The following is a 12,133-nucleotide window of genomic DNA, read 5'->3' as shown; positions in this document are numbered from 1 at the left end:
GTCGCTCCGCAACAGAAGTGTGGGTGAGGGGTGTGGTTCAAGGAGGCCGGGTCGGCCGCGCCGGGTCAGCCGAGCGCGCCCTTCATCGCGATGGAGTGCAGGAAGCGCGTCAGTGTCAGCAGGACGTCCCGGCTGGAGGCCCGGCGCCGCACGTCGCAGTCGAGGATGGGGATCTCCTCGGTCAGGTCGAGCGCGGCCCGCAGCTCCTCGACGGGGTAACGGGGCGCGTCGGGGAAGGTGTTGACGGCGACCACGAAGGGCACACCGCGCTCCTCCAGGCGCCCCATGACGTCGAAGCTGACGTCCAGGCGGCGCGTGTCGACGAGTACCACCGCGCCGAGGGCGCCCTCGAACAGGCCGTTCCACAGGAACCAGAAGCGCTCCTGGCCGGGCGTGCCGAAGAGGTACAGCACCAGTTGGTCGGTGATGCTGATGCGGCCGAAGTCCATGGCCACCGTGGTGGCCGTCTTGGAGGCGGAACCGTAGTTGTCGTCGACCCCGATGCCGGCCTGGGTCATCGTCTCCTCGGTGGTCAGCGGTCTGATCTCGCTGACCGAGCCGACCATGGTGGTCTTGCCGACCCCGAAGCCGCCCACGATGACGATCTTCACGGCGGCCTCGGCCGTGTGCGGAAGCCGGTCCTCGGTCCGTGGGCCCGGGATCGTGTCAGAGTTTTTGAAGTCCATGCATCACCGCTTCGAGGAGGTTTCGGTCGGCGACCTTCTGGCGGACGACCGGGGCGCGGGCCTGCACCAGTTCCGCCGCCAGCAAGTCGGTGAGCAGCACGGTCACCACACTGAACGGCAGGCCCAGGTAGGCCGACAGCTCGGCTGCGGACAACGGCGCGGCGCACAGCCGCAGCAGGGCCGCCTGTTCGGGGGTGGCGGACACCGGAGGGTCGGCGCGGGCCACGATCAGGGTGACCAGGTCGATGTCGGCGCGCTCGCCGCCGCCTTCCCCGCCGATGACGAACAGCCGCTCGGGGTTGGGTGTCCCGTCGTCCTTGCTCGGCGGTCCGGCAGCGGAGGACGCGGCGGACGGCTCCTGCCCGGGAGATCGCCTCTGGCGTTGGGGAGGAGTCATACGGTCTGCCCGTTGCGCCTGGCGGGACTGGTGAGATGGGGCCCGATGCGGGCGACCAGGTCGGCCATGCTGAGGCCCATCCGGCCGGGCTCGCAGCAGACGTCGGAGAGCACGGCGAGGTAGGCGTTGGGTCCGGCGGCCATCAGGTAGAAGTAGCCGCCGTTCATCTCGATGAGGACCATCTTCATGTCGCCGTCGCTGGTCGGGATCTCCTGGCTGACGGCGCTCGCCAGGCTCTGCAGGCCCGCGCAGGCCGCGGCGACCCGGTCGGCGGCGTCCGGGTCCCCGGAGTAGCGGGCGATGCGCAGGCCGTCGGCGGAGAGCACCACGATCATCTCGATGCCCGGGACGCCGTCGTAGAGATCCCGGAGCATCCAGTCGAACTTGCCTTGCTGCTCGATCACTTGAGGTTCCCCTCGTCGTCTGCCGGGGCGTGGGCCGGCTCGTTGCTGCTGGACTGCTGGTGGGCCTGGGTGCTGCCCGTGTGCTGCTTGAGGCCCTCCCAGAAGGCCCCGATGAAGTGCCCCGGCGGGAGCCCCTCGTCCTTCACCGGCTCGGGCTCCGGCTCCACCGGGAAGCCGTTCCGGGCACGCTCGGCGGCCTGGCGGGCCTCGCGCTCGGCGTCCTCCCGCTCCCACTTCGCCTGTTCGGCGAGGCGCTGGCTGAGCGGCATCTTGACCCGGCTGCGGCGCTGCGGGAGGCCGCCCGCCGTCCACTCGGTCACCTCGGGAACGTCGTCCTCCAGGGAGACCGTGTCGGGGATACGGGGGCTGGTGGGGCGGCGCTTCTTGGGCGGGCGATTGGGTCCGGGCAGGGCGTCCGGGCCCGGCTGCGGGATCGACGCCGCGCCGATGCCGTGGGCGAGGCCGACTCCGGGCTCGGTGGTCATCATCTTGCTCGGCACGATGAGGATGGCCCGGACTCCGCCGTACGCGGAGGCCCGCAGGGACACGTCCATGCCGTACTGCGTGCACAGGCGGCCGACGACCGACAGGCCCAGCCGCGGGTGGTGGGCGAGGTCCTGCACGTCGGTGCCGCGCTTGGCGTGCTCCAGCAGTCCCTCGATGCGGGCGCGGGACTCCTCGCTGAGGCTGACGCCCGCGTCCTCGATCTCGATGCAGACACCGCTCTGCACCTCGGTCGCGGTGACATGCACCTTGGACCCCGGCGGCGAGTAGCGGGTGGCGTTGTCGAGGAGTTCCGCCGCGGCGTGGATGACCTGCTCGACCGCGGTGCCCTTGATGTTGACCTTGGCGATGGAGGCCAGGTTGATCCGGCGGTACTCCAGGATCCGGGACATGGCGCCGCGCAGCACGCTGTAGAGCGCCACCGGCTTGGGCCACTGGCGTCCGGGCCGGCCGCCGCCGATGACGGAGATCGAGTCGGCGAGGCGGCCGATCAGGGCGGTGCCGTGGTCGATGCGCAGGAGGTCGTCGAAGACCTCGGGGTTGCGCCCGTGGTCCTCCTCCATCTCGCGGAGTTCCTTGTTCTGCTGGTGGACGATCGCCTGGACGCGGCGGGCGATGTCGACGAAGGAGCGCTCGGCGGATTCGCGCATGGAGTCCTGGTGGTCGACGATGTCGCACACCATCCGGATCATCTTGCGCTGGGGCTCGCCGAGTTCGGTGTAGGAGGGGTCGATCTCACCGAGACGGCGCATCACCTCCTCGGGCGTACTCCCCCGGCGCATGAAGTCCAGGACGTTGGGCAGGACTTCGCCGCCGAGGCGGACCATCTCCTCGTGATGGCTCGCGGCCCGGCGTTCCAGATACGCGCTGTGACGGGCGTGCTCGGCACGCAGGACCCGTAGCGCACGGCCGCGGCGTACCGCTTCGGCCGCCGCGGTGATCACCAGCAGGGTGGCGACGGCACCGCACAGGCCGACGGCGAGCCGGGCCGGTTCCGTCACCAGGGCGACGGCGGCCCCGGTGGCCGCGGCCATCAGTATGGCCGGCAGCAACAGCGTTCGCGCGTAGGGAAGTTCACGGCGACCTGGAGGGGAATCAACACTCACCATGTAGGCCCTCTGAAAACGAATCGGCGGGGATGGGGGAGCTTGCGGCGGGGTATCTCTGGGAGTTGTCGGGTTCTTCGGCGCATTGGGAACAAGCGCGCGATTTCACCCCAACTCGGTGCGCTGCGGGCGAGCTTAGTCCGAGGGGATCATCGCCGTGTCATATTCAGCAAGCACCTGAAACGGGCACCGGGACTGGAGTAGTCTCGGGCCCATTTGCACGCCTGGGAGTCAGGCGAACACACTGAGTAGTTGCGAATGGGCGTGCGAAAGTCACTCACCGTGATGAGGGAAAGAGGCGCCGAAGGCGCCTCGAAACGCTCGGAGGCCCGGCGGAACACCGCCGGGCCTCCGAGATACGGGGGCTAGCCCACGGACGAGTAGGCGACCACCCCGCGCAGCAGTTCGTCGACCGCCTTGCGCGCGTTCTTCGGGACCGTCGAGCCCTCGGGGGGCGCGGCGGCCGAGATCTGGCCGAGGACGTCGATGACCTGCTTGCACCAGCGCACGAAGTCGCCGGCGGGCATCTCCACCTCGCGCAGCACCTCGTCGAGGCCCTTGCCGGACGCCCACATGTACGCGGCCCAGGCGAAGCCGAGGTCGGGCTCCCGCTGGCCGACGCCCTCGGTCTGGCTGATCCGGAAGTCCTCCTCCAGGGCGTCCAGGCGGCCCCAGATGCGGACCGTCTCACCGAGCGCGGCCTTGGCCTTGCCCGAGGGCAGCTTCGGCGCCATCGCGTCGTCGGCGGCCCGGGACTCGAAGACCAGCGCGGAGACGCAGGCGGCCAGCTCGGCCGGGGAGAGGCCCTCCCAGACGCCCTCGCGCAGACACTCGCTGGCGAGCAGGTCCAGTTCGCCGTAGAGCCGGGCGAGGCGCTTGCCGTGCTGGGTGACCTCGTCGCCGCGCAGGTAGTCCATCTCCGTCAGCAGCGCGACGATCCGGTCGAAGGTGCGGGCGATGGTGTTCGTCCGGCCCTCGATCCGGCGCTCCAGCTGGGAGGTGTCGCGCAGCAGCCGGTGGTAGCGCTCGGCCCAGCGGGCGTGGTCCTCGCGGTCGTCGCAGCCGTGGCACGGGTGGGCGCGGATGTCCTTGCGCAGCCGGGCGATCTCCCGGTCGTCGGCGGCCTGCGAGCGCTTCTTGCGGGCCCGCTCCGGCGGGATGTGCCCGGCCTTGGTGCGCAGCGCGGAGGCGAGGTCCCGGCGGGACTGGGGCGAGCGCGGGTTGAAGGACTTCGGGATCCGCATCCGCTCCAGCGCCTCGACCGGCACCGGGAAGTCCATCGACGCCAGCCGCTTGACCTGCCGCTCGGCGGTCAGCACCAGCGGGCGGGGTCCGTCGTGGTGCTCGAAGCCGCGGTGGCCGTTGGACCGGCCGGCGGGCAGGCCCGGGTCCAGCACCAGGGCCAGGCCCGCGTACTTGCCCGTCGGCACGTGGATGACGTCGCCCGGCTTCAGCTTCTCCAGCGCCACGGCGGCCTCGGCGCGGCGCTGGTTGGCGCCCTGCCGGGCCAGCTCGGTCTCCCGGTCCTTCAGCTCGCGGCGCAGCCGCGCGTACTCCTCGAAGTCGCCGAGGTGGCAGGTCATGGAGGCCTTGTAGCCCTCCAGCCCTTCCTCGTTGCGCTGCACCTGACGGGAGATGCCGACGACCGACTTGTCCGCCTGGAACTGTGCGAAGGAGGTCTCCAGCAGCTCCCGCGAACGGTGCCGGCCGAACTGCTCGACCAGGTTGACCGCCATGTTGTACGACGGCTTGAAGCTGGAGCGCAGCGGGTACGTACGCGTACCGGCCAGTCCCGCGAGGTGCTCGGGGTTCATGCCGCGCTGCCACAGCACGACGGCATGGCCCTCGACGTCGATGCCGCGCCGCCCGGCCCGGCCGGTGAGCTGGGTGTACTCGCCGGGGGTGATGTCGGCGTGCTGCTCGCCGTTCCACTTGACGAGCTTCTCCAGCACCACCGAGCGGGCGGGCATGTTGATGCCGAGGGCAAGGGTCTCGGTCGCGAAGACGGCCTTGACCAGTCCGCGGACGAACAGCTCCTCGACCACCTCCTTGAAGGTCGGCAGCATGCCCGCGTGGTGGGCGGCGATGCCCCGCTCCAGGCCCTCCAGCCACTCGTAGTAGCCCAGGACGTGCAGGTCCTCGGTCGGGATGGAGGACGTGCGCTCCTCGACCAGGGAGCGGACCCGTTCCCGCGCGTCCTCGTCGTTGAGCCGCAGGCCCGCGTACATGCACTGCTGGACGGCGGCCTCGCAGGCGGCGCGGCTGAAGATGAAGGTGATCGCGGGCAGCAGGCCCTCGGCGTCCAGGCGCTCGATGACCTCCGGCCGGCCCGGCGTCCAGACGCGGGAGCGCTGCCGGCGCTCGCGCTCCCGGTCGGCCTCCTTCATGGCACGGCCGCGCCTGCGGTCCTGGTAGGACGGGCGGCTCGCCTCCAGGCGCGCCATGCGCGTGAGGTCGGGGTTGACGGCCTTCTTGTGGCCCTCGCCCTCCTCGAACAGGTCGTACATCCGGCGCCCGGCCAGCACGTGCTGGAACAGCGGCACCGGCCGGTGCTCGGAGACGATCACCTCGGTGTGGCCGCGCACGGTGTCGAGCCAGTCGCCGAACTCCTCCGCGTTCGACACGGTGGCCGACAGTGACACCAGGGTCACGGATTCGGGGAGGTGGATGATCACCTCTTCCCACACGGCGCCGCGGAAGCGGTCGGAGAGGTAGTGCACCTCGTCCATGACCACGTGGCCGAGGCCGAGGAGGGTCTGGGAGCCGGCGTAGAGCATGTTCCGCAGGACCTCGGTGGTCATCACGACCACCGGAGCGTCGGAGTTCACGCTGTTGTCGCCGGTGAGCAGGCCCACTCTGTCCGCGCCGTAGCGGCGGCACAGGTCGGCGTACTTCTGGTTCGACAGCGCCTTGATGGGCGTCGTGTAGAAGCACTTCTTGCCCTGCTGGAGGGCGAGGTGGACGGCGAACTCGCCGACGATCGTCTTGCCGGAGCCGGTGGGCGCGGCCACCAGCACGCCCTTGCCCGCCTCGAGTGCCTGGCAGGCCTCGATCTGGAAGGGGTCGAGGCCGAAGTCGTACATCTCGCGGAAGGTGGCGAGCGCGGTGGCCTGCTCGGCAGCGCGCTGGCGGGCTGCCGCATACCGCTCGGCCGGTGAGAGATCCTCTGTCATCGTGCTTTCGAGCGTACCGGGCCGCACTGACAACAGGACGATCATTATCGGGATCGGTCCCGTGGGGACTCCGTGAGGGCTTCCGCGGGGCGGCGACGCGTGCCGTCACCGCCCCGGCGTGCGTCAGGTCACGTCGTCGTAGCCGTTGACCCGGTCCTTCGTGGCCTGCTCGGGCAGGGCGCGGGCCGTGGTGACGGGTTCGATCTCGCCGATGTCGTCGGGCGTGAGGTCCAGCTCGGACGCCTCGTCGTCGTCGGGTTCCAGGGCCTCGCGGCGGGCTCTGCGACGGTCGTTCAGCAGAGAGATGGTGACCGCGGCGAAGTACAGCACCCAGATCGGTCCGGCCAGCATGATCATCGTCAGGGGGTCGGTGCTCGGCGTGGCGATGGCCGCGAACAGCGTGATGCCCATGATCATGGCGCGCCACCAGCCGAGCATCCGCTTGCCGGTCAGCACTCCGGTGAGGTTGAGCATGACCAGCAGCAGGGGCAGCTCGAAGGAGAGACCGAAGACGATCACCATGCGTGTGACGAGGTCGAGCAGCTCGTCCAGCGGCAGCAGGTTGTCGACGTCGCTCGGCGTGAACTCGATCAGCACCTTCGCCGAGGTGGGCAGCACCGCGTAGGCGAAGTAGGCGCCGACGAGGAAAAGCGGCGCACCGGTGGCGACGAACGCGTAGGCGTACTTCTTCTCGCTCTTGTGCAGGCCCGGGGCGACGAACGCCCACAGTTGGTAGAGCCAGACCGGGGAGGCCAGCACGATGCCGGCCGTCAGGGACACCTTCAGAGCCAGGGTGAAGGGGCCGAGCAGACCGTTGATGGTGATCTGCGCGCACGGCTCCGCGCCGGCCTCCGCCTGGGCCAGCTCCGCGAACGATTTCTCACAGCCGATCGAATCGAGGATCGGCTCGGTGAGGACGTTGATGATCTCCTGGTAGAAGAAAGCGGCGACCACAGTGACGGCGACGATGGCCAACAGCGCCTTCGCGAGCCGGTTGCGGAGCTCGCGAAGGTGCTCCGCGAGGGGCATCCGCCCCTCGGGATCCCTCTCCTTGTCGCGGGCAGGCTTCAGCAACCCACATTCCCATCTCGTGCGGCGGGCCGGAGGTCACCGGCCCTGCGTCAGCGCTTGGTCGTGTCCGTCGGCTCGGTGACCGGACGGGAACTGGTCACGTCGCCGGGGGCGGCCTGGATGGTGCGCTTCGCCGCGGCCTGCTCGGGGTTGGGGGGATCGGCGGGAGCGGAGTCGTCGGACTTGCTCTCGCTCTTCATCGCCTTGGCCTCGCTCTTGAGGATGCGCGCCGACTTGCCGAGCGAGCGCGCCATGTCCGGAAGCTTCTTCGCGCCGAACAGCAGGATGATGACGACGAGGATGAGAATGATCTCGGGGGCGCCGAGCCTTCCGAACATAAGTCTTTACCTTCTCACCGAGGCGGCTGGGTGGGGGTGCTGTCCGACCGGTCGGACATGTGTCCGATCGATCGTCTTGTGCAGCGATCGTAACGCTCAGGGGTAAACGTGAGGCAATCCCCGTGCGTACTCCCGTCCGCGACCGGGCCTCGTTTTCCGGGCCGCGACCAGCAGCGTACCTTCAGGGACCTGTGGGGTGACAGGGCAAAGTGTCCCAATACGCAACTCGCATGGGTCCATCGGGTCCCGGCCGGGCCCGAACCGGGCGTTCAGGCCTTCACAGGGCGTCCACCGCGCGGGCCGCGCTCCCGGTCGCCCGCTCCAGGTCCTCCGCCGCCCGGCTGATCCGGTCGGCGGAGTCCGTCACCTGCCGGCCCAGGCGCTCCGCCTCCACGAACACCTTCACGGCGAACACCGCGAGGACGGCGAGACCCAGAAAACCCACGGCAACCGCGAACATCGGCCAGAACATGACGCCGAGCCTAGACGGTGGAGTGCAGCCGCAGGGTCCTGACCCCGCCGCCGGTGAGCAGCTCCACGACCCGCTCCCCCGCCGGCTTGCGCACGGCGGACCCGCACTCGGGGCAGGTGAACGAGTAGAACGTGGTGCGGCTCGTGGCGCCGATGGCGAGGCGCAGGGCGCTCGCGGCGAGCTCGAAGCGGCCCCGGCAGTCCGGGCAGCCCGCCTTGAACACGACCGGGGACACGCGTCGCATGCCGGCGAACGCGGACGCCGCCGTCATGCCCGGCGCACCTGGCCCCACGGACTCGCTCACAGTCCTCGCTCCTGCCTGTCGTGCCCGTTCCGCCCGTCGTCCGGCCCGCCGTGCGCCCCGACCGCCTCGATGCCGTCGTACGCCGCCAGCGCCTCGCGGGCCGCCCGCCGGGCGCTGTCGGCGAGCTCGGGCGGGGAGACGATGCGGCCGTCCCTCCCGAGCCGCAGCGCCAGCCGCCGCAGGGACGCCGGGTCGGGGGTGCGCAGCGTGATGCGCAGCCCGCCGTCGGGAAGCTCGTCCGCGCTGTCGTGCGGGTAGTACTCGGCGACCCAGCGCCCGCCCGGGCCGACCTCCACGACGACCTCCGGGTCCTCGGCGGCGGGCTGCACCAGCCCTTCCGACAGGTCCCGCAGCTCCACCTCGGGCGGCGCGGACGGCTCGTCCAGGATGCGGATCTCGGCGACCCGGTCGAGCCGGAAGGTGCGCCGGGCCTCGGAGCGGCGGCACCAGGCCTCCACGTACGTGTGCCCGACGCTGACCAGGCGGATGGGGTCGATCTCGCGCTCGGTGACCTCGTCGCGGGCCGGTGAGTAGTAGCGGATCCACAGCCGGCGGCGCTCCGAGATCGCCCGGTCGACGTCGGCGAAGACGCCGCCCTCGGACTCGAAGGTGACGGACAGGCGCGAGCTGGCGCCCGCGGCCTCGCCGGCCGAGGTCTCCACCTTGGCGGTCGCCCGCAGCAGCGCCTGCCGGTCGCTCTCGCGCAGGCCGGGCAGGGTCGCCACGGCTCGGGCGGCGACGAGCAGCGCGGTGGCCTCGTCGGCGGCCAGCCGCAGCGGCTCGGCGGCGTCCGCGCCGAGGGCGGCCGGGTTGTGCCACCAGATGCGCTCGCCGTCGGTGTCGATGTCGAGCAGGTCGCCGCCGCGGAAGCTGGTGCCGCACATGGGCAGCACGTCGAGGTCGGAGACCAGCTCGTCCTCGGTGATGCCGAAGGCGCGCGCGACGTCCTCGACCCGGGCTCCGGGGCGCTCCCGCAGATACGTCACCAGGGACAGCATCCGTCGGGTCTGGTCGATGGCGTTCACTGGCCTGACCGGTTTGCCTGCCACTGTGTTGTCCGCTCCCCCTCAGCCCTTGGCGACGGCACGCAGCCGGTCCACCACGTCCGCACGCAACTCCGCGGGCTCCAGCACCACCACGTCCGGTCCGAACTCGACCAGCCAGGCGTCCAGGCCGTGCCCGTACGGAATCTCCAACTCGTCCCAGCCGCCACCGAGTTCCCGGGCCCCGGTGGCCTTCGCACGAAGGGGGTATCCCGCGCCCGTACGCAGCCGGATCAGCGCGGAACGGTCGGCGGTCTCCCCCGCCCAGCTCGCGACGGTCTCACGGACCGTGACGACGTCGGGCACGGGCGCGGTGAACCGCGCGCCGCGCGAGCGCACCCGGCCCGTGATCCGGGACAGCCGGAAGACCCGCTCGGCACCGCGGTCGCGGTCGAAGCCGGCCAGGTACCAGTGGCCGCGCCAGCACTCCAGCGCCCAGGGCTCCACGTGCCTGGGCTCGGGCTGGGCGGCGTTGGCCTTGCGGTAGTCGAAGACGACCGGCCGGCGGTCCCGGCAGGCCAGCATCAGCGGCTCGAACGCGGCCTCGTGGACGGGAATGCGCGGCTCCAGCGCACTGTGCGCCTCGTACGGGTCGACGTCCTCGGGGAGCCCCGCCGCGCGCAGTTTCTGCAGCGCGCCGCTCGCGGCACCGGCCAGCCGGGCCTGCTGCCACACCTTGGCGGCGAGGCCCAGCGCGGCGGCCTCCTCGGCGTCCAGGGTGATGGGCGGCAGGCGGTTGCTGTCGCGGCGGGCCAGGTAGCCGACCTCGCCGTCGAGGCTCTCGACGGTCTCGATGACCAGTCCGAGTTCCCGCAGGTCGTCCTTGTCCCGCTCGAACATGCGGTTGAAGGAGTCGTCGGAGCCCGCCGCGCCCTGGCCCGGCCTGGAGGCCTCGACGTAAGCCTCGATGGAGTCACGCAGCTCACGCTTGCTGAGTGGCCGCCGCGTCCCGAGCAGACACAGCGCCAGGTTCATCAGCCGCTCGGCCTTGGCAATGGCCATCGACGCCCTTCTCCCTATGGTGCTTACGACGGATGACCGTACCGCCCCGCGGTGGCCCGGCAAAAGCCGAGGGCCCATGCCCGGACAGGCATGGACCCCAGGTGACCGGCTCTGATCGCTGTCCGCTCGGACTTCGATCAGACTCCGAGCAGATCGACCACGAAGATCAGCGTCGAACCGGGCGGGATCGCCGGGGTCGGGCTCTGGTCGCCGTAGGCGAGGTGCGCGGGGATGGTCAGCTGGCGGCGGCCGCCGACCTTCATGCCCTGCACGCCCTGGTCCCAGCCCGCGATGACGCGGCCGCCACCGAGCGGGAAGCGGAACGGCGTACCGCGGTTCCAGCTGGCGTCGAACTCCTCGCCCGTGCTGAAGGTCACGCCCACGTAGTGGACGGTCACGGTCTGACCGGCCTGCGCAACCGGGCCGTCGCCCTCCCAGATGTCCTTGATCTCGAGGTCCGCCGGGGGCTCGCCGCCCGGGAAGTCGACCTCGGGCTTGTCGATGCTCACGTGTTCAGCTCCTGCTTGTCTGCGGAAAGGCAACGGCCCAAGTCTTACATCTCGAAGGCGTCACATCTTCGCCAGGATGTCGACGGAGAAGACCAGCGTGGAGTCCTTCTCGATGCCGCTGCCCTCCGGCGGGCTGTCGCCGTACCCCAGGTCCGGCGGGATGACGATGAGGACGCGGCTGCCGACCTTCTTGCCGGTCAGGCCCTGCGACCAGCCCTTGACGACCTGCTGGAGCGAGAACGACGTCAGCTGCTTCCTGCCGTACGTCGAGTCGAACTCCTTGCCGCCGTCCCAGACCACGCCCTTGTACTGCACGAGCACGCTGTCCTCGGCGCCGACCTCCGCGCCGTCGCCCTCGAGGACGTACTCCGCCACGAGCTTCTTCGGCGCGTCGGCCTTCGGCAACTCGATGGAGGGCGCCTTGCCGTCGGTGTTGGTGCCGACCTTGGGCAGGGCGGCGTCGTCCTGGGGGACTTCCTCGCCCTTGGCGGAGCTCTTGGCGTTGAAGGTGTCCTGCACGTCGACCACGAAGACCAGCGTGTCGGTGCCCTTGATGCCCGCCTGCTCGTTGCCCTGCTCGCCGTATCCCCAGGTGGGCGGCACGGAGAACTGGACGCGGCTGCCGGTCTTCTTGCCGGCGAGCGCGTACCGCCAGCCGTCGATGATGCTGCCCTGGGCGAGCTGGATGACCAGCGGGGTCTTGCGGTCGTAGGAGTTGTCGAAGACCTTCGCGCTCTCCCAGATCTGGCCCAGGTAGTTCGCCGACACAAAGTCGTTCTCCGCGATGGCCTTGCCGCCGCCTGCGATGACCGTCTTGACCGCGAGGTCCTTGGAGGGCTCGCCGCTGCCCTTGGCGACGGTCGGCTTCTCGCCGAACTTCGTCCCCGCGGTGATCGCCGGCAACGGACCGTCGACGATCTTCGGCGGCGGCGGTGCCGAGGTACCCGACGCCTCGGGCGTCGCGCTGTCGCCGGTGCTGCTCGAGCCGGAGTCTTCGTCACCGCATGCGGCGAGCGTGACCAGTCCGGCGGGGACGGCGATGAGGAGTGAGCGTCGGCGCACGGTGGGGGCCTCGTATCGGTGTCGGTCGGTCCTGTTGAAGTGCGCGCAACTCTACGGCGTGA

13 protein-coding genes are annotated in these 12,133 nt (G+C 70.6%); all 13 read right to left on the bottom strand.

Going from position 1 to position 12,133, the window contains the following annotated elements; translation table 11 throughout:
* Positions 1-65: 65 nt before the first annotated feature.
* The 13 genes from RI578_RS31380 to RI578_RS31320 all read right to left on the bottom strand — a co-directional run bounded on the left by RI578_RS31380 (position 66) and on the right by RI578_RS31320 (position 12,071).
* Positions 66-686, bottom strand: a complete 621-nt coding sequence (locus RI578_RS31380; protein WP_310874209.1) for an ATP/GTP-binding protein — start codon at positions 684-686, stop codon at positions 66-68.
* Positions 667-1,083 (bottom strand): DUF742 domain-containing protein, encoded by a 417-nt coding sequence (locus tag RI578_RS31375; protein ID WP_310874208.1) that lies wholly within the window; start codon positions 1,081-1,083, stop codon positions 667-669. The genes RI578_RS31380 and RI578_RS31375 overlap by 20 nt, the downstream gene beginning before the upstream one ends.
* A complete protein-coding gene (locus RI578_RS31370) occupies positions 1,080-1,457 on the bottom strand; it encodes a roadblock/LC7 domain-containing protein (protein WP_247696687.1) in 378 nt (125 codons plus the stop codon). Before RI578_RS31370 ends, RI578_RS31375 begins: the two co-directional genes overlap by 4 nt.
* A 26-nt stretch (positions 1,458-1,483) precedes the next feature.
* On the bottom strand, positions 1,484-3,100 hold the full coding sequence (locus RI578_RS31365; RefSeq protein WP_310874207.1) for an ATP-binding protein: 1,617 nt from the start codon (positions 3,098-3,100) through the stop codon (positions 1,484-1,486).
* A 362-nt stretch (positions 3,101-3,462) separates the two neighbouring features.
* Positions 3,463-6,315, bottom strand: coding sequence for a DEAD/DEAH box helicase (locus RI578_RS31360; protein WP_310874206.1), 2,853 nt, complete (start codon positions 6,313-6,315; stop codon positions 3,463-3,465).
* Positions 6,316-6,393: 78 nt separating this feature from the next.
* Positions 6,394-7,344: a twin-arginine translocase subunit TatC gene (gene tatC / locus RI578_RS31355; protein ID WP_310874205.1), complete on the bottom strand. Its 951-nt coding sequence runs from the start codon at positions 7,342-7,344 to the stop codon at positions 6,394-6,396.
* A 47-nt stretch (positions 7,345-7,391) separates the two neighbouring features.
* Entirely contained in the window at positions 7,392-7,679 is a 288-nt protein-coding gene (gene tatA, locus RI578_RS31350) for a Sec-independent protein translocase subunit TatA (protein WP_210961737.1), read from the bottom strand.
* Positions 7,680-7,956: 277 nt separating this feature from the next.
* The gene (locus tag RI578_RS31345; protein ID WP_121746019.1) at positions 7,957-8,151 is read right to left on the bottom strand and encodes a hypothetical protein; all 195 of its coding nucleotides are present in this window, start codon (positions 8,149-8,151) and stop codon (positions 7,957-7,959) included.
* 10 nt (positions 8,152-8,161) lie between these two features.
* Positions 8,162-8,422: a hypothetical protein gene (locus RI578_RS31340; protein WP_053142264.1), complete on the bottom strand. Its 261-nt coding sequence runs from the start codon at positions 8,420-8,422 to the stop codon at positions 8,162-8,164.
* A 29-nt stretch (positions 8,423-8,451) separates the two neighbouring features.
* Positions 8,452-9,504 (bottom strand): WYL domain-containing protein, encoded by a 1,053-nt coding sequence (locus RI578_RS31335; protein ID WP_310874204.1) that lies wholly within the window; start codon positions 9,502-9,504, stop codon positions 8,452-8,454.
* Between the two features lie 18 nt (positions 9,505-9,522).
* Complete coding sequence (locus RI578_RS31330) at positions 9,523-10,500, bottom strand: WYL domain-containing protein (protein ID WP_310874203.1); 978 nt, start codon at positions 10,498-10,500, stop codon at positions 9,523-9,525.
* Positions 10,501-10,637: 137 nt separating this feature from the next.
* Positions 10,638-11,009, bottom strand: coding sequence for an FKBP-type peptidyl-prolyl cis-trans isomerase (locus RI578_RS31325; RefSeq protein ID WP_121746021.1), 372 nt, complete (start codon positions 11,007-11,009; stop codon positions 10,638-10,640).
* A gap of 60 nt (positions 11,010-11,069) precedes the next feature.
* On the bottom strand, positions 11,070-12,071 hold the full coding sequence (locus tag RI578_RS31320) for an FKBP-type peptidyl-prolyl cis-trans isomerase (RefSeq protein WP_310874202.1): 1,002 nt from the start codon (positions 12,069-12,071) through the stop codon (positions 11,070-11,072).
* Positions 12,072-12,133 lie beyond the last annotated feature (62 nt).

Source organism: Streptomyces sp. BB1-1-1, assembly GCF_031597775.1.
GTDB lineage: Bacteria > Actinomycetota > Actinomycetes > Streptomycetales > Streptomycetaceae > Streptomyces > Streptomyces thinghirensis.
Note: the sequence above shows the minus strand (reverse complement) of the source record. Positions and strands in the feature narration are given on the sequence as shown.

Bases quoted from the DNA above. Each gene is read 5' to 3' on its own strand.
- RI578_RS31380 (WP_310874209.1), bottom strand. From the start codon at position 686: ATGGACTTCAAAAACTCTGACACGATCCCGGGCCCACGGACCGAGGAC.
- RI578_RS31375 (WP_310874208.1), bottom strand. From the start codon at position 1,083: ATGACTCCTCCCCAACGCCAGAGGCGATCTCCCGGGCAGGAGCCGTCC.
- RI578_RS31370 (WP_247696687.1), bottom strand. From the start codon at position 1,457: ATGCTCCGGGATCTCTACGACGGCGTCCCGGGCATCGAGATGATCGTG.
- RI578_RS31365 (WP_310874207.1), bottom strand. From the start codon at position 3,100: ATGGTGAGTGTTGATTCCCCTCCAGGTCGCCGTGAACTTCCCTACGCG.
- RI578_RS31360 (WP_310874206.1), bottom strand. From the start codon at position 6,315: ATGATCGTCCTGTTGTCAGTGCGGCCCGGTACGCTCGAAAGCACGATG.
- tatA (WP_210961737.1), bottom strand. From the start codon at position 7,679: ATGTTCGGAAGGCTCGGCGCCCCCGAGATCATTCTCATCCTCGTCGTC.
- RI578_RS31345 (WP_121746019.1), bottom strand. From the start codon at position 8,151: ATGTTCTGGCCGATGTTCGCGGTTGCCGTGGGTTTTCTGGGTCTCGCC.
- RI578_RS31340 (WP_053142264.1), bottom strand. From the start codon at position 8,422: ATGACGGCGGCGTCCGCGTTCGCCGGCATGCGACGCGTGTCCCCGGTC.
- RI578_RS31330 (WP_310874203.1), bottom strand. From the start codon at position 10,500: ATGGCCATTGCCAAGGCCGAGCGGCTGATGAACCTGGCGCTGTGTCTG.